Annotated in this window: 13 protein-coding genes; 10 read left to right on the plus strand and 3 right to left on the minus strand. The window is 69.3% G+C overall.

Features of this window, described 5'->3' with window-relative positions; genetic code table 11:
- Positions 1-312 precede the first annotated feature (312 nt).
- Both BM393_RS00480 and BM393_RS00485 read left to right on the plus strand, forming a co-directional pair.
- Entirely contained in the window at positions 313-3,066 is a 2,754-nt protein-coding gene (locus tag BM393_RS00480) for a TonB-dependent siderophore receptor (protein ID WP_175538133.1), read from the plus strand.
- A gap of 444 nt (positions 3,067-3,510) precedes the next feature.
- A complete protein-coding gene (locus BM393_RS00485) occupies positions 3,511-6,414 on the plus strand; it encodes a TonB-dependent siderophore receptor (protein WP_091720013.1) in 2,904 nt (967 codons plus the stop codon).
- Between the two features lie 205 nt (positions 6,415-6,619).
- Here BM393_RS00485 and BM393_RS00490 read toward each other — a convergent pair whose 3' ends face one another.
- The 3 genes from BM393_RS00490 to BM393_RS00495 all read right to left on the minus strand — a co-directional run bounded on the left by BM393_RS00490 (position 6,620) and on the right by BM393_RS00495 (position 8,095).
- Positions 6,620-6,931: a type II toxin-antitoxin system RelE/ParE family toxin gene (locus BM393_RS00490; protein WP_091720014.1), complete on the minus strand. Its 312-nt coding sequence runs from the start codon at positions 6,929-6,931 to the stop codon at positions 6,620-6,622.
- Positions 6,912-7,178: a hypothetical protein gene (locus BM393_RS26400; protein WP_404932361.1), complete on the minus strand. Its 267-nt coding sequence runs from the start codon at positions 7,176-7,178 to the stop codon at positions 6,912-6,914. Before BM393_RS26400 ends, BM393_RS00490 begins: the two co-directional genes overlap by 20 nt.
- A gap of 137 nt (positions 7,179-7,315) precedes the next feature.
- Positions 7,316-8,095, minus strand: coding sequence for a TetR/AcrR family transcriptional regulator (locus BM393_RS00495; RefSeq protein ID WP_091720015.1), 780 nt, complete (start codon positions 8,093-8,095; stop codon positions 7,316-7,318).
- 231 nt (positions 8,096-8,326) lie between these two features.
- Between BM393_RS00495 and BM393_RS00500 the strand changes: the two genes are divergently transcribed.
- The 8 genes from BM393_RS00500 to bioB all read left to right on the plus strand — a co-directional run bounded on the left by BM393_RS00500 (position 8,327) and on the right by bioB (position 17,131).
- Positions 8,327-9,934 (plus strand): carboxyl transferase domain-containing protein, encoded by a 1,608-nt coding sequence (locus BM393_RS00500; protein ID WP_091720017.1) that lies wholly within the window; start codon positions 8,327-8,329, stop codon positions 9,932-9,934.
- A gap of 34 nt (positions 9,935-9,968) precedes the next feature.
- A complete protein-coding gene (locus tag BM393_RS00505; protein ID WP_091720018.1) occupies positions 9,969-10,526 on the plus strand; it encodes a GNAT family N-acetyltransferase in 558 nt (185 codons plus the stop codon).
- Positions 10,523-11,812, plus strand: coding sequence for a S9 family peptidase (locus tag BM393_RS00510; RefSeq protein ID WP_091720019.1), 1,290 nt, complete (start codon positions 10,523-10,525; stop codon positions 11,810-11,812). The genes BM393_RS00505 and BM393_RS00510 overlap by 4 nt, the downstream gene beginning before the upstream one ends.
- 61 nt (positions 11,813-11,873) lie before the next feature.
- Positions 11,874-12,686: an enoyl-CoA hydratase/isomerase family protein gene (locus tag BM393_RS00515; protein ID WP_091720020.1), complete on the plus strand. Its 813-nt coding sequence runs from the start codon at positions 11,874-11,876 to the stop codon at positions 12,684-12,686.
- Between the two features lie 63 nt (positions 12,687-12,749).
- Positions 12,750-14,081, plus strand: coding sequence for an adenosylmethionine--8-amino-7-oxononanoate transaminase (bioA, locus tag BM393_RS00520; RefSeq protein ID WP_091720021.1), 1,332 nt, complete (start codon positions 12,750-12,752; stop codon positions 14,079-14,081).
- Positions 14,071-15,276 carry an 8-amino-7-oxononanoate synthase gene (gene bioF / locus BM393_RS00525; protein ID WP_091720022.1) on the plus strand — a complete coding sequence of 402 codons (1,206 nt, stop codon included), beginning with the start codon at positions 14,071-14,073 and terminating at the stop codon, positions 15,274-15,276. The genes bioA and bioF overlap by 11 nt, the downstream gene beginning before the upstream one ends.
- Complete coding sequence (gene bioD, locus BM393_RS00530) at positions 15,273-16,031, plus strand: dethiobiotin synthase (RefSeq protein ID WP_091720024.1); 759 nt, start codon at positions 15,273-15,275, stop codon at positions 16,029-16,031. Before bioF ends, bioD begins: the two co-directional genes overlap by 4 nt.
- Entirely contained in the window at positions 16,028-17,131 is a 1,104-nt protein-coding gene (gene bioB, locus BM393_RS00535; protein WP_091720027.1) for a biotin synthase BioB, read from the plus strand. The genes bioD and bioB overlap by 4 nt, the downstream gene beginning before the upstream one ends.
- Positions 17,132-17,189: the final 58 nt, after the last annotated feature.

Genomic DNA, 17,189 nt, shown 5'->3' on the forward strand with positions numbered 1-17,189 from the left:
GGTGCCGCTCCCAGGCGGGAGGGTTTTCCCGCGCTTTGGGTGAGGTAACGGACCGTCCCCCATCCAAGTCAGCCCACTTTTGTAGCACTCGCGCGAGAAGCGCCCGGTTTTGCGAATAACGGACGGCGCGGCGTGAAGGTTTGTTGCTGATTTGCAATGGATGACGAGGGACAGGGGGGAGGCCCCTCCCCAGAATCCGCCCCCTCGCGCCCATCGGGTGATCCCCCGGGCGCGATCCGGTCCTGCTCGCGGGCACCGGTCTCCTCGGCCGATGCGACCCATCCGGCCTTTCATCAATTCGCAAGTGGAAGTATGAGAAAGAACAACCAGCTCTCCCTGTCCCTGAGCGCCGTCGCGGCGCTGCTGTGCTGCGCCCAGATCGCGCAAGCCCAGGCACAGGACACGACCCAGCTCCAGCGCGTCGAGGTGACCGGCTCCAACATCAAGCGCCTGGCGTCCGAAACCGCCTCGCCGGTGCAGGTCTACAACCGCGAGGAGATCCGTCGCACCGGCGCCAACACCGTGCGCCAGGTGCTGGACACGCTGACCTCGACCTCGAGCACCGAGATCCGCGACGACGGCAACACCTCCAGCTTCGCCTCCGGCGCCTCGGGCGTGTCGATGCGCGGCCTGGGCAAGGGCGCCACGCTGGTGCTGCTGAACGGCCGCCGCGTCGCCAACTTCGGCCTGGCCGACGGCGCCAAGGACACCTTCGTCAACGTCGACTCGATCCCGGCCGATGCCGTCGAGCGCGTGGAAGTGCTGAAGGATGGCGCCTCCGCCATCTACGGCTCGGACGCGATGGCCGGCGTGATCAACATCATCACGCGCCGCAGCTACAACGGCGTCGGCGCGTCCGCCAGCTATACCTTCAACGAGAACCCCAGCCTGGGCGCGCAGCGCCAGGCCAGCATCGTGGCCGGCTTCGGCGACCTCGAGAAGGACCGCTTCAACGTCTTCGCCAACATCGAGGCCTATCGCCGCGAGGGCTACACCGTGGCCGACGTCAAGGACGACTACCCCGCGTGGCACAAGTCCTTCTACCTGGCGTCCTTCGGCGATCCCAGCCTGAACTCCTACCCCGGCAACCTGCGCGTGGGCACCAACCGCGTGCCGGTGGCGGGCTGCACGACGCTGAATTCGGCCGGCCAGTGCGTGACCGACATCAACGGCCTGAATGCGGTCTCCGACCCGGCCAGGCGCGTGAACCTGTTCAGCGCCGCCCGCGCGAAGGTCACCGAGGACATCCAGGCCTTCGCCGAGCTGAGCTACTCCAAGACGACCACCGAGTACCTGACGGTGCCGATGGCCATCGGCGCCGGCGCCACCTCGCGCTGGTACGACGGCTACAACAAGGTGGCCCAGTCGGTGCCGCACCCGGTGCTCTCGGCCACCAACCCGGCCAACCCGACCGGCCAGCCGCGTGGCATCGACTACCGGTTCATGGATGACCCCAGCCTGTTCAACTACGACGGCACCGGCAAGCAGTACCGCGTGCTGACCGGTCTGCAAGGCACCTTCCGCGACATGGACTGGGAAGTCTCGGTCGGCCGCAACGCCGCCGAGGCGGAGAAGCTGGCCCGCTGGGGCTCGCGCGACCTGTTCGCGGCCGTCGAATCCGGCGAGTACAAGATCGGCGGCGGCAACAGCCGCGAGCTGCTCGAGCGCCTGTTCCCGGTCAACGGCTCCAAGGGCAAGAACCATCAGACCTGGGTGGATGCCAAGCTGAGCGGCGAGCTGATGCAGCTGCCGGGCGGTCCGCTGGCCTTCGCGCTGGGTGCCGAACACCGCCAGGAAGGCGTGTCGATCAAGTCGACCGACAACGTCCTGAAGGCGCAGATCGTGGGCCGCGGCTCGGTGCTGATCGACGGCGAGCGCAACCTCGACGCCGCCTTCCTGGAGCTGAACGCCCCGGTGTGGAAGGGCCTGGAGCTCAATGGCGCGCTGCGCTTCGACAAGGCCAGCGGCTTCGACGGCCGCGTCTCGCCGAAGCTGGGCGTGCGCTACGAGGTGTCGCCGCAGCTGCTGCTGCGCGGCACGGTGGCCGGCGGCTTCCGCGCGCCCAACATCCCCGAGACGCTGGGCCAGGTCGGCGTGACTGGCTTCTTCAACAACACGGTGGACCCGGCGCGCTGCGCGACCGCCACGGCCGTCAGCGACATCCTCAAGAAGGGCACGGCGGCCGACCAGGCCGACGCCGCGCTGGCCCTGGCCAGCGGCTGCCGCGCCTCGGTGCCGGCGATGATCTCGGCCAATCCCAACCTGAAGCCGGAAACGTCGAAGAGCATCACCCTGGGCTTCGTGTTCGAGCCGACCCGCAACGCGTCGATCGCCGTCGACTACTTCAAGATCGAGCGCAAGAACGAGATCAACTCGCGTGATCCGGACTACGTGCTGGAGCGCGAAGGCAAGCCCGGCTACGAGACCATGATCAGCCGCGCCACGCTGACCGCGCAGGAGCAGGCCTGGGTGGACCGCGCCAACCAGCTGTCGGGCGGTTCGCTGGCCTGGCAGGCCGGCCAGATCACCTCGCTGCTGCTGCAGTACGAGAACTTCGGCAAGACCGAGACCTCGGGCGTGGACATCGACGTCAAGGGCCGCGTGGCGGCGGGTTCGTTCGGCACGCTGAACCTGGGCGTGGCGGCGACCTACGCGCTGACCTACAAGGCGTGGGACATCGACGCGAACAAGTGGCGTCCCAACCAGGTCGGCATGTATGAGAACCCGCGCCTGAAGGCGGTGTTCTCGGCCTACTGGAACAAGGGCGACTGGACCACCGGACTGCGCTTCAACTACACGTCCCGCACCGCGCTGAACCGCGACGAGACCGACCTGGCCAGCTGGGGCGAGTCCGCGTGCCAGGCCCGCCTGAAGCCGGGCGCGCTGCCCTGCTACATCGACGAGGACCTGCGCACCGACTTCAGCCTGGGCTACACCGGCATCAAGAACCTGCGCCTGACGCTGAACATCAACAACCTGATGGGCGACGAGCGGCCGGTGAACCTGCGCGATGGCTACCGCGTCCGTCCGCGGAGCTACAAGATCGGCGCGTCCTACGACTTCTGATCAGAGCGCCCCGCGCGTTCCGGAAGGCCGCCGCCCGCGGCCTTCCAACCCTCGCGAAGCCCGGCTTGTCCGGGCTTTTTTTTCGTCCTTCGCGGGAGCGGCCCCATGGCCTTTGGCATGGGTGATCCACATGGCTTCTGGCATTGGGACTGCCTCGTCATGGTTATTCACCCCACATATCCGTAGTAGTCCCGCCTCTATTTAAGGGGGTTTCTGAGGATAGGGTTCCCCCGCGTTTGACGCGTTCATCACGGGTTTCTTCTTATAGGTCTGTCGCATCTTTGCTGCGTGCTGTAGCAAATGTTTTTGTTGGTGAACCACACGTTTGCGTCACTGAAAAAATCGCGTTGCGCACCGCACCGGAGTTATCGATTCCGTGGCGCGCTGCGACGTCGGGAAGCAGCGCCATCACCGGGTGCGACCCCCTTTTAAAAGAGGACCGTAATGTCTCGTCAACTGACCCACAGGGCGCTGGCACTGACCAGCATCGCGATTGCCAGCACGCTGGCCTGCGGCATCGCCGCGGCGCAGGAATCGCAACAACTCGAGCGCGTCGAAGTCACGGGCTCCAACATCCGCCGTACCGCGGCCGAAGGCACCTCGCCGATCGATCGCATCACCCAGGCCGAGATTCGCGCCAGCGGCGCGAAGACCGCGCTGGAGCTGATGAAGATGGTTCCCGCGATGGGCACCGACGGCTTCAGCGACACGCCGGGGCAGAACAGCTTCTCGCGCGGTGTGGCCACCGCCTCGCTGCGGGGGCTGGGCTCGACCTCGACCCTGGTGCTGCTGAACGGCCGCCGCCTCACGCCGGCCGCCTATGCGAACCCGAACAACGGCACGTCGACGCTGTACGACTTGAACTCGATCCCGGTGTCCGCGCTGGAGCGCGTCGAGATCTTCAAGGACGGCGCCTCGGCGGTGTACGGCTCCGACGCGGTTGGCGGCGTCATCAACTTCATCACGAAGAACGATTACCAGGGCATCCAGATGGGCGCCACGGTGGGTGCCAACGACGACGGCGAATTCAGCCGCCAGACGGTCAATGGCGCGTTCGGCTTCGGCGACTTCGCCAAGGACGGCTTCAACCTGCTGATCAGCGCGGACATCACCCATCGCGGTCGCACGATGACCCGCGACGTCAAGGACATCCACGCCGACGACTACCGCGCCATCAACCTGCGCCTGAACCCGTACGGCTCGTTCTCGTCGGCCTCGCCCTTCCTCACCCGTGAAGGCACCCCCGGCCAGCTGAACTTCCCGCAGGGGAACCCGGCCAACGTCGTGATCCGCACCAACTGCGATCCGTCGCAGCAGATCACCGGCGGCGCCGTCTATGGCATCACCCAGGCGCCGCTGCTGGGCCGCACCTTCTGCAACTTCAACCTGGACAACTACAACGAGGCGCAGAACAAGGGCACGGACGGCAGCCTCATCTCGCGCGCGAGCTTCCGCGTCAACAACGACATCACCGCGTTCGCGGAAGCGGGCTACGCGCGCACCGAGCGGGACTACCTCGGCGCGCCGCGCACGATCAGCGGCCTGAGCCCGTCGAGCAACTTCCTGCTCGGCAACGTGGCGCCGTCCTTCCAGCCGGTCCTCGAGATCGGGCATCCGGACAACCCGTTCTCGAACGCGCGCGCCGCGGTGCAGATGCGCTTCGAGAACATCCGCGGCGGTAGCGAGCTGACCAACCAGCAGTACCGCGCCCTGGGCGGCGTCAAGGGCACGACCGGCGCCTTCGACTGGGAAAGCGCCGTCCTGTGGAACAAGGCCAAGCGCGAGGAAACCAGCTTCGGCTTCCTGAACCTGGACGTGCTGCGCACCATGCTCGGCCCCAACGGTCGCACGCTGGCGCAGATCGCCGCCGATCCCAACCTGTCGCGCCCGCTGACCAACAACGCCGATGCGTCGATCTGGCAATGGGATGCGAAGGTCGCCACCGAGTTCGGCTCGCTGCCCGGTGGTGCCATCGGCGCCGCGGCCGGTGTCGAGATTCGCCGGGAGACGCTGGCAATCACGCCTGACACGCTGAACGCGACCGGCAAGATCCTGGGCCTGGCCAATACGCAGATCGACGGCGCCCGCACGGTGAAGTCGGCCTTCGTCGAGTTCCGCACGCCGTGGCTGAAGACCTTCGAAATGGACTTCGCCGGCCGCGCCGACAAGTACCCCGGCATCAAGACCAACTTCGTGCCGAAGGTCGGTGCGAAGTGGACGGTCATCCCGCAACTGTCCTTCCGCGGTACCTATTCCGAGGGCTTCCGTGCCCCGGCCGTGTCGCAGATCGCTCCGGGCGGCGCGCAGTACTTCGTCAACGGGGTCATCGACCCGGTGCGCTGCGAGGAAGATGGATCGACGCCCAAGCCCGGCGCCGCGATCGCCGACTGCGCGAAGAGCGTGGCCGGCGTGGGCACGTCGAACCCCGAGCTGAAGCCCGAGAAGTCCAAGAGCCACTCGTTCGGCGTGATCTTCTCGCCCAACAAGAACGTGGACATCGTGGTCGACTACTTCAACATCGTGAAGAAGGGCGAAGTGGCCCTGCTCGATGTGCAGAGCGTGGTGGACCATCCGGAGCGCTATCCCGGCCTGATCCTGCGTGATACCAACCCGGCGCTGCAACTGCCGGGCGTGGCGAACTCCGGTCCGCTGCTGTTCGTGCAGACGCCGTGGGTCAACCAGGGCAGCACCGAGGTGTCGGGCATCGACTTCGAGGTCAAGACCAACATGATCCCGAAGGAAGGCCTGCGCTGGACCAACCAGCTGCGCGGCACCTACATGACCCGCTACAGCCGCGAAGAGCACGTCGGCGACGCGCGCAACAACCTGGTGGGCACGAACGGCGGCCTGGCCGACTGGGCGACCTCCGCCGGCGACGTGCCGCGTCTGAAGTTCCGCGCCACCTCGACGCTGGACATCGACGGCAGGCACTCGCTGATGGGCGCCATGAACTGGGTGAGCGGCGTGTCGTTCATCCGCCGTATGGACGGTGCGGTGCCGGAGTACTACTCGGGCAACACCTGTCACTGGGGCGGTCCGAACCCGGACGGCGTGACCGGCCGCACGGTGCTGGGTGTGCAGGCGACTCCGACCAACGGTCGCGACCTGTACATCAACCGCTATCCGAGCTGCTCGACCGGCAAGTGGATGACCTTCGACGTCGGCTACACCTACACCGGCTTCAAGGATCTGTCGCTGTCGCTGAACATCCAGAACGTGACCGACGAGAAGGCGCCGTACTACCCCGGCACCAACACCAACGCCAACACGATCCTGGGTTGGAACCCTGGCCTGCACAACGGCTACGGCCGCTACTGGACGTTCACGGCGAACTACACCTTCAAGTGATCGATGCCGGCTTCGGCCGGCTCGAACGCCAAGCGGAAAGGGACCTTCGGGTCCCTTTTCTTCGTCCGCACTTGCCTGCAGGCGGGCGCGCGGACTTGGTCTCGGGCACCGAGAAGGCGTGCGAGAGCCGCGTGCCGGAGGGGCTGCGCGCGCACCGTATGAAAAAGGGCGACCGCTTGCGGTCGCCCTCGTCGTGGGTAGAGGCTCAACTCGCCAGCGCGGATGCTGAAGGGTCCGGCCAGTTCCTTCGCGCGTGGACGATGTCCACGACCTGCACGGCGTCCGGCGTGATGCGATAAGGCACGACATAGTTCGCGGTCACCACGATCTCGCGCAGGCCCTCGACCCGCTCCGAGGCGCGGTACAGGTTGGGGAAATCCGTCACGAGCTTGAGACGCTTGCAGATCTCGCCGAACAGCTCCTTGGCCGCGTCGAGGTTGTGCTCGCCAATGTGCTCCAGGATCACGCGCAAGCTCTCCACGGCCTGGATGCGCCAATCAAGCTGCCTTGCTGACATGGCGCACCTCCAACTCGGAAAGGAACTGCGAAGTCGCCGCCACCAGTTCCGCATGAGAGATCGGGGGGCGAGGGTCCTCGAGGGAGCGGCGAATGCGCTCCCGGTACCACTCGTCCCACGCCTCCTGATCGAACTGGTCCTCGTCGAGGCCGGGGCGGAGCCCACCTGGCGAGGTCGGTGGGTGCTGGGCGGGCGCAGGATGAGCGGCGGCAAGCGCATCTACGGCGAGGCGGGGCTGGTCATTCACGATGTTTCACTCCAGGAATCGACTCGAAAGTCGGAGCAGCCATCGTGGCCGAATCGTGTTGCTCGCGCCATGACTCGAACTGCTGCGCGTCTGACCCTCTCGAGTCTTGCGCCGGTTCGCTGACTGGCCGTCGAGCCTCAGCCCTCACCCTCGTCCCCCGCCTCGGCGAGCGCCTGCGCCACGCGCGCCTTCATGCGCCGCAGCGCCTTGAGTTCCTGGTCCGGCGCCTGCAGCGCCGGCCACAGCAGCGAGACCAGGTCGCGCGCCGCGGCGTCCACCTGGATCTGCCGGCCCGCGATGATCACCTCCCACAGCATGTGCTCCATCGGCCCGAAGACCAGCGAGCGCAGCAGCCGCAGCGGAATGTCCTGCCGCACCTCGCCCTGCGCCTGGCCGCGCGCCAGCAGGTCCATCAGCGGCGCCGTGTAGCGCCGCTGCAGGTCCACGAAGGCCGCGCCGAAGTCCTGGCCCTCGCCGCGCGTCACCGGCGCCTCGCGCTTGCGGCCTTCCGACAGCACCAGCTCGCACAGCCCCGTGCCCTGGATCAGGAACAGCCGCAGGTGCGTGTGCACGACGAATTCCAGCTGGTCCCGGATCGGCCGGCCCCGCGGCAGCCCCGACTCGATCGCGTCGATGATCTCGTCGTACCAGTCGCCGATCACCCGCATGCACAACTCGCGCTTGCCGCGGAAGTAGGTGAAGACCGTCGCCTCGGAGATCCCCAGCCGCTGCGCGATCTCCGTCGTCGTCGCGCGCTCGTAGCCGCGTTCGGCGAACACCATCCGGCTCTCGCGCAGGATGTCGCGCACCCGTTGCTCGGCCTTGGCGCCCACCGGCGAGCGGCGCCGGGCCGGTAGCGCGGCGGCCGACGCCGGAATGGCGTCGGCATCGGGGCGGAGGGGGGCGGAGGCGCTCATGAGGGGCGGATTCTCCCGATTTATTGAGCCCGGCTCAAGTGGGCGGTTTCCGCGGCCGGACATCTGGCGGCGCCTTGAGTTTCTCGCGTATGCTTCGCGCCTTGCGCCGGCCCGGCGATCCCGGGCGGCGGCGCCCCACCAGCGCTCGCTCCACAGAATTGAGCGCGGCTCATATGAGCGTTTCAGCGGCCATGCGGGCCGTTGAGCGCAGATGCCCGGAGACCCCTCACCATGCCCCAGCTGTCCACCAAGCTCAACGCCCGCTCGGCCGACTTCAAGGCCAACGCGGACGCGATGCGCGGCCTGATCGACGACCTCAACGCCCGGCTGGCGAAGATCGCCGAAGGCGGCGGCGAGGCCGCGCGGGCCAAGCACGTCGGGCGCGGCAAGCTGCTGCCGCGCGACCGCGTCGAGATGCTGCTGGATCCGGGCACGCCCTTCCTGGAACTGGCCCCGCTCGCGGGCCTGGACATGTATGACAACGCCGCGCCGGGCGGCGGCGTGATCGCCGGCATCGGCCGCATCTCGGGCGTCGAGTGCGTGATCGTCTGCAACGACGCGACGGTCAAGGGCGGCACCTACTACCCGATCACCGTCAAGAAGCACCTGCGCGCGCAGGAGATCGCGGACCAGAACCGCCTCCCGTGCATCTACCTGGTCGACAGCGGCGGCGCCAACCTGCCCAACCAGGACGAGGTCTTCCCGGACCGCGACCACTTCGGCCGCATCTTCTTCAACCAGGCCAATCTCTCGGCCAAGGGCATCCCGCAGATCGCCGTGGTGATGGGCTCCTGCACCGCCGGCGGCGCCTACGTGCCGGCGATGAGCGACGAGACCGTCATCGTCAAGAACCAGGGCACGATCTTCCTGGGCGGCCCGCCGCTGGTGAAGGCCGCCACCGGCGAGGTCGTCAGCGCCGAGGACCTGGGCGGCGGCGACGTCCACACGCGCCTGTCCGGCGTGGCCGATCACCTGGCCGAGAACGACACCCACGCGCTGGCGATCGCGCGCCAGTCGGTGGCCCGCCTCAACTGGCGCAAGCGGGGCGAGCTGCTGACCCAGCCGCCGAAGCCGCCCGCCTACGACCCGACCGAGCTGCACGGCGTGATCCCGACCGACACGCGCAAGCCCTTCGACGTGCGCGAGGTCATCGCCCGCATCGTCGATGGCAGCGAGTTCGATGAATTCAAGGCCCGCTACGGCAACACGCTGGTCTGCGGCTTCGCCCACATCGAGGGCATGCCGGTGGGCATTGTGGCCAACAACGGCATCCTCTTCGCGGAGAGCGCCAACAAGGGCGCCCACTTCATCGAGCTGTGCTGCCAGCGCAAGATCCCGCTGGTGTTCCTGCAGAACATCACCGGCTTCATGGTCGGCCGCAAGTACGAGAACGAGGGCATCGCCCGCGCCGGCGCCAAGATGGTGACGGCGGTGGCCTGCGCGCAGGTGCCCAAGTTCACCGTGATCATCGGCGGCAGCTTCGGCGCCGGGAACTACGGCATGTGCGGCCGCGCCTATTCGCCGCGCTTTCTCTGGATGTGGCCCAACGCCCGCATCTCGGTGATGGGCGGCGAGCAGGCCGCGTCGGTGCTGGCGACTGTCAAGCGCGACGGCATCGAGGCCAAGGGCGGCCAGTGGTCCGCCGACGAGGAGGAGGCCTTCAAGGCCCCGATCCGTCAGCAGTACGAGGACCAGGGGCATCCGTACTACGCCAGCGCCCGCCTGTGGGACGACGGCGTCATCGATCCCGCCGACACCCGCCGCGTGCTGGCGCTGGGCCTGTCGGCTGCGCTGAACGCCGAGATCCCCGAGACGAAGTTCGGCGTGTTCCGGATGTAAGGTCCGGGCTCCGACCGCTGCCCACGCTCCGACGATGACCGCCATCACCCTGCGACCGCTTGCCGCCACCGATTCGATCGAGGCGCTGACCGCGCTGCTGCACGCCTCCTATGCGTCGCTGGCGGCGCAGGGCTGGAACTTCACGGCGGTGAACCAGAGCGTGCAGACCACCCGCGAGCGGGTCGAGGCCGGCCAGGCCTTCGTGGCGCTGAGCGCTTCGGGCGAGCTCGTGGGCACGGTGACCATCGCGCCGCCGAAGCGGCCCGACGGGCGCTATCTCGGCGACCCCGTGCCGGACTGCTACACGCAGCCCGACACGGCGATCCTGGCGCAGCTGGCGGTGCATCCGTCCTGCCGCGGCCAGGGCGTGGCCGAGCGGCTGATGGATCTCGCCGAGGACTGGGCGCATGCGCAGGGTTATGCGCATGTCGCGCTCGATACGGCCGTTCCTGCCGAGGCCCTGCGCCGCCGCTACGAGCGCCGCGGTTACGCGCGGATCGGCGACGTGCAGTGGGCCGGCAAGACCTATCGCAGCGTGCTGATGCGCAAGGCGCTCGGCCCCACGGCGGCGTCGACGGAGGCCCACCCATGAGCGTCAAGCACCGCACGATCATTGATGGCGCCGGCACCGGCACGGGATGGGGCACGTCGCGTTTCGCCGTGCTGGGCTTGGCGGCCTTGCTCGGAGGCGGACTCGTTCTCGGCGTGCCGTCCGCCGCGCGCGCGCAGGACGCGACCACCGGCGACCTGCCGCTCGCGGCCTCCGCGACCGGCTCGCCGCCCCGACTGGCCAACGACATCCGCGAAGCGGTGATCCGCGTGCCGGTCTCGGTCGAGAACCACCTGGGCCGCCGCATCGACGCCGAGCTGATCGTGACAACCTTCCGCCCGGCCGGTCCCGGGCCGTTCCCGCTGGTGGTGCTGAATCACGGCCGGCCGGTCTCCGAGCAGGACCGGGCGGCGATGAAGCGCCAGCGCCTGGAAGGCGCCGCGCGCTTCTTCGTGCGCAAGGGATTCGCCGTGGCCGTGCCCACGCGCATCGGCTACGGCGAGCTGGCGGGCGCCGGCGATCCCGAATCCAGCGTCCGCTGCGACGCGCCGCGCTATGAGGCCGCCGCCGCCGCCGCGGCTGCGCAGGTGGCCGCGGTGGTGCGCCACATGCAATCGGCCGCCGACATCGACGCCAGCCGCGTCGTGCTGGCCGGCCAATCGCTGGGCGGCTTCGCCACGATGGCCGCGACCGGCGAACGGCTGCCCGGTGTCGTCGCGGCGATCGACTTCGCCGGGGGCCATGGCGGCAATCCCGACACCCACACCGGCGAGCCCTGCCGGCCCGACGAGCTCGCCCGCCGCTTCGCCGACTTCGGCCGGCGCGCCGCGCAAGGCGGCCACCCGGTGCCGACGCTGTGGGTCTTCACCGAGAACGACCGCTTCATCGCACCTCGCTACCAGGAGCGCTGGTCCGCGGCCTACCGCGACGCCGGTGGGCTGGCGCAGACGCGGCTCATGCCCGCCTTCGGCGAGGACGGTCACCAGCTCTTCGCCAAGGGCAACGACGTCTGGCAACCGGTCGTCGACGAATTCCTCAAGCCGCTCGGCTTCCCCATCCCTGGCGCGCTGCGGGTGGCCGGCGTCGGCAGCAGCGCGGTGGAGGACACGGCCGCGTTGCCGGCCGACGGCCGCATCGTCAACGGTTATCGCAAGTTCCTGGCGGCCAGGGAGCCGCGCGCCTTCGCCACCAACGGCAGCCACTGGGGCCTGGCCGTCGGCGACGACGCCGCATCGCGCGCGCTCGCGCTGTGCGACCAGTTCACCGATGGCGAGGAGCGCTGCCGCCTCTACGCCATCAACCGGACCATCGTCTGGAGCGCCCCGTGAGCCCCGGCCCGTGCGTCACCGCCATCGCCATCGCCATCGTCCCTCCGCATCGATCATCGCCATGACCTCGACCGACCTGAACCCGACCACGCTGCGCGTCGAGCGCTCCGGCCCGCAAGGCGCCGTGGCGCGCGTCACGCTGAACCGCCCGGACGTGCGCAACGCCTTCAACGACACCGTCATCGGTGAGCTGACCGCGGTGTTCGAGGCCCTGGGCGCCGATCCGTCGCTGCGGGCGATCGTGCTCGCCGCCGAGGGCAAGGCCTTCTGCGCTGGCGCCGACCTGAACTGGATGAAGGCGATGGCCGGCTACAGCTGGGACGAGAACCACGCCGACGCCGGCCGCCTCGCCCACATGCTGTGGACGCTCTACCGCTGCCCTGTGCCGGTCATCGCGCGCGTGCAGGGCGACGTCTACGCCGGTGGCGTGGGCCTGGTGTCGGTCTGCGACATCGTCGTCGCCAGCGAGGCCGCCGGCTTCTGCCTGTCCGAAGCCAAGCTCGGCCTGCTGCCCGCCACCATCGGTCCCTACGTGGTGCGCGCGCTGGGCGAGCAGGCCTCGCGCCGCTACTTCGTGACGGCCGAGCGCTTCTCCGCCGCCGAGGCCCATCGCCTGGGCCTGGTGCATGAACTGGCCGCCGACGCCGAGGCGCTCGATGCGAAGGTCGACGCGCTGGTCGCGTCGCTGCTGGCCAACGGCCCGGCCGCGGTGCGCGCCTGCAAGCGCCTGGTGCAGGACGTGGCCCACGCGCCCATCACCGAGACGCTGCGCGACGACACCGCGCGCCGCATCGCCGACATCCGCGCCAGCGCCGAAGGGCGCGAGGGCGTGCAGAGCTTCCTGTCCAAGGGCAAGCCGTCATGGCTGGCCTGACGGACGCGTCGCGATCGCCCCGCTCGAGCGTCGCGCCGCTGTTTCCCAAGAGCTGAGTTCCGAATGTCTGAAGCAGTACGACAAGACTGGCAGCGCCGCAGCCTCGCGGCGGTCTGGCACCCGTGCACGCAGATGGCGCGCGCGCAGGACGTGCCGCCCCTGCCGATCGCCCGCGGCGAGGGCCCCTGGTTGATCGACCACCAGGGGCGCCGCTATTTCGACGCCAACAGCTCGTGGTGGGTCAACCTGTTCGGCCACGCCGACCCGGGCCTGAACGACGCGATCAAGCGGCAGCTCGACACGCTGCCGCACGTGATGCTGGCCGGCTGCACGCATGAGCCGGCGGTGCGCCTGGCCGAGCGGCTATCCGCACGCACCGGCGGCGCGCTGGGCCATCTGTTCTTCGGCAGCGATGGCGCCTCGGCGGTCGAGATCGCGCTCAAGCAGAGCTTCCACAGCTGGCGCAACCGCGGCCGCGCGGACAAGCGCGAGTTCGTCTGCCTGCGCAACGGCTATCACGGCGAGACCATTGGCGCGCTCGCGGTCACCGACGTGGCGATCTTCCGCGATGCCTACGACCCGCTGCTGATGCGCAGCCACATCGTGGCCTCGCCCGACCAGCGCCTGGGCAACGAGGCGCAGGCGCTCAATGAGATGCGCGCGCTGCTCGCCGAGCGGCATGAGCACATCGCCGCCGTCATCGTCGAGCCGCTGGTGCAGGGCGCCGCGGGCATGTCGATGTATGGGCCCAGCTACCTGAAGGCGCTGCGCGCGCTGTGCACCGAGTTCGAGGTGCACCTGATCGCGGACGAGATCGCGGTCGGCTGCGGCCGCACTGGCACCTTCTTCGCCTGGGAACAGACGGTGCCGGCCACGAAGGCCGACTGGCCCGACTTCCTGCTGCTGTCCAAGGGCATCACCGGCGGCACGATGGCACTGTCGCTGGTGCTGACGACCGACGAGGTCTACCAGGCCTTCTGGTCGCAGGACGTGACGCGCGGCTTCCTGCACTCGCACAGCTACACCGGCAACCCGCTGGCCTGCGCCGCGGCCAACGCGGTGCTGGACCGCTTCGACGCGGGGCAGCTCGAACGCAACCAGCAGCAGGCCGCCTGGCTGGCCGAGGCCTTCGCGCCGCTGGCGGCCGATCCGCGCATCACGCACCTGCGTCAGCGCGGGATGATCCTGGCCTTCGACATCAATCCGGCGACGACCGTGCCGGTCGAGCGCTTCGCTGAGAAATTCCACCTCGCCGCGCGCCGGCACGAGTTGCTGATCCGGCCGATCGGGCAGACCGTCTATCTGATGCCGCCCTATCTCATCGATGAAGCGGCCGCGAAGTTCCTCGCGGCGGCCGTGGCCGCGACGCTGGAGGAGGTGGTCCATGCTGCTTGATCACCTGCAAGCCAAGCTGGACGCGATCCGCGCCCAGGACCTGACGCGCTTCACCCGCATCGCCGAGACCGGCACCGCGCCGCACCAGACGGTGCGAGGCGCCGACGGCGTCGCGCGCGAGCTGACGATGTTCTGCAGCAACGACTATCTGGGCCTCGCGGCGCATCCAGCGGTGACCGCGGCGCTGGCGGAAGGCGCGCAGGTGTATGGCGGTGGCTCCGGCGCGTCACCGCTGGTCAGCGGGCATTCGCGGGCGCACCACGAGGTCGAGGCGCTGCTGGGCCGCTGGTTCGAGCCGCACGTCCCCGAGGCCAAGGCGATCGGCTTCTGCACCGGCTACATGGCCAACCTCGCGGTCGTGACCGCGCTGGGCGATGCCGACGCGGAGATCTTCAGCGAGGCGCTGAACCATGCCTCGCTGATCGATGGCACGCGGCTGGCCAAGGCCAAGGTGTCGCGCTACGCGCATTGCGATGTCGAGGACCTGCGCGCGCAACTGGGGGCGAGCAGCGCGCGCATCAAGCTGATCGTCACCGATGCGGTCTTCAGCATGGACGGCGACATCGCGCCGCTGCCCGCGCTGCTGCAGGCCGCCGAGGACTTCGACGCCTGGCTGATCGTCGACGACGCCCATGGGCTGGGCGTGCTCGGCGAGACCGGCGTCGGCACGCTGGAACACTTCCGGCTGCGCAGCGAGCGGCTGATCCTGGTGGGCACGCTGGGCAAGGCGGCGGGGCTGGCGGGCGCCTTCGTCGTCGCACACCGGACGGTCACCGACTACCTGCTGCAGGCCGCCCGCAACTACATCTTCTCGACGGCCTCGCCGCCGGCGGTGGAGCACGCGCTGCTCACCAGCCTCGACCTGATCCGCGGCGAGGTCGGCACGCAGCGCCGCGCCGCGCTGCGCGCCCTGCAGGCCCGGTTGCGTGCCGGCATCGGCGCGCTGCTCGATCGCCATCCGACGCTCACCTGGACGCTGGCCGACTCGCAGACGCCGATCCAGCCGCTGATCGTCGGCGGCAATGCCGAGGTGATGGCGCTGGCCGCCGCGCTGGAGCGCGAGGGCCTGCGCGTGCCGGGCATCCGGCCGCCGACCGTGCCCAAGGGCGAGGCGCGGCTGCGCATCACGCTGTGCGCGACCCACAGCGAGGCTGACGTCGACCGGCTGCTCGCCGCACTGGAGGCCTGCGCATGACCCCGTCCACGAATGCCCCGGCACCGAACCCGGCCACGACGCCGCATCCGCTGCATGGCTTCTTCATCACCGGCACCGACACCGAGATCGGCAAGACCTGCATCACCGCCGGCCTGACGCGCGCCTTTGACGACCTGGGCCGCTACGTCACGCCGATCAAGTCGCTGGCGGCCGGCCAGGCGCAGGACGCCGACGGCGCCTGGGTCAACGAGGACGTCGCCTTGCTGCACGCCGCGCAGCGGCAGGGCATGACGATGGACGAGGTCGGCCCGCTGCAATTCCGCGAGCCCTGCGCGCCGCACATCGCCGCGCGGCTCGAGGGCCGCGCGATCGACCGCCTGGCGCTGCTGACGGCGATCCGGCGCTCGGCGGCCAAGGGCGACTTCGCGTTGATCGAAGGCGTCGGCGGTTTCCGCGTGCCGCTCACCGACGGCTGGGACACGGCCGACCTGGCCGTCGACCTGGCGATGCCGGTGGTGCTGGTCGTCGGCCTGCGGCTGGGCTGCATCAACCATGCGCTGCTGACGGCCGAAGCCATCCTCGCGCGCGGACTGCGCCTGGCCGGCTGGGTCGCCAACACCGCCGACCCCCATCAAGCCCATGTGGCGGACAATCTGGCCGCCTTGCGCGCCGGCCTCGACCAGGCCCTGGGCGCGCCGTGCTGGGGCCATGTGCCCCGCCTTCCCGATCCCTCTCCCGCGGCCGTGGCCGCGCACCTGCAGCAAGCGCTGCTGCTGAACGCCTTGAAAGCATGACGATGAAGCAGACCGTCAACCAGATCCAGACGCTGACCCCGACCACCGACGAACTGCGTCGCAACGCCAAGCCCTGGACCGTCAACGAGATCGCCGCGCTGTTCGAGCTGCCGTTCAACGACCTGCTGTTCCGCGCGCAGCAGGTCCACCGCGAGCACTTCGATCCGAACGCGGTGCAGCTGTCCACGCTGCTGTCGATCAAGACCGGCGGCTGCGAGGAGGACTGCAAGTACTGCCCGCAATCCGCGCACTTCGACACCGGCCTGAAGGCCGAGAAGCTGATCCCGCTCGAGGAAGTGATGGAAGCCGCCCGCGCCGCCAAGGCCAACGGCGCGACCCGCTTCTGCATGGGCGCGGCCTGGCGCTCGCCCAAGGAGCGCCACCTGGAGGCGATTGGCGAGATGATCACCGAGGTCAAGGCGCTGGGCCTGGAGACCTGCCTGACGGCCGGCATGCTGGGCGACGGCCAGGCCGAGCAGCTGCGCGAGGCGGGCCTGGACTACTACAACCACAACCTGGACACCTCGCCCGAGTTCTACGGCCAGATCATCACCACGCGCACCTACCAGGACCGTCTGGACACGCTGGAGCGCGTGCGCGGCGTGGGCCTGAAGGTGTGCTCGGGCGGCATCGTCGGCATGGGCGAGACGCGCCGCCAGCGCGCCGGCCTGATCGCGCAGCTGGCCAACCTGGATCCGTATCCGGAGTCGGTGCCCATCAACAACCTGGTGCAGGTCGAGGGCACGCCGCTGGCCGGCACGCAGGCGCTGGACCCCTTCGAGTTCATCCGCACCATCGCGGTGGCCCGCATCACGATGCCGCGCGCGATGGTGCGCCTGTCCGCCGGCCGCGAGGAGATGCCCGAGACCATGCAGTCGCTGTGCTTCCTGGCCGGCGCGAACAGCATGTTCTACGGCGACAAGCTGCTGACCACGAGCAACCCGCAGGCCGAGAAGGATCGCCAGCTGATCCAGCGCCTGGGCATGCACTGCGCCACCGAGGCCGAACTGAGCGCCGATGCCGATGCCGCTGGTGACCGCGCCCCGGGCTGCGCACCGGCCGGCGAGGGCGCGGCGGCGGGCTGCGGCCATCGTCATTGATCGGGCCGGCCAGGGCCGCACCGATCTGAACCGACCCGACGGGCGCGACGGCACCGAC

The sequence above is a fragment of the Mitsuaria sp. PDC51 genome (genome assembly GCF_900113225.1).
Lineage (GTDB): Bacteria > Pseudomonadota > Gammaproteobacteria > Burkholderiales > Burkholderiaceae_C > Roseateles.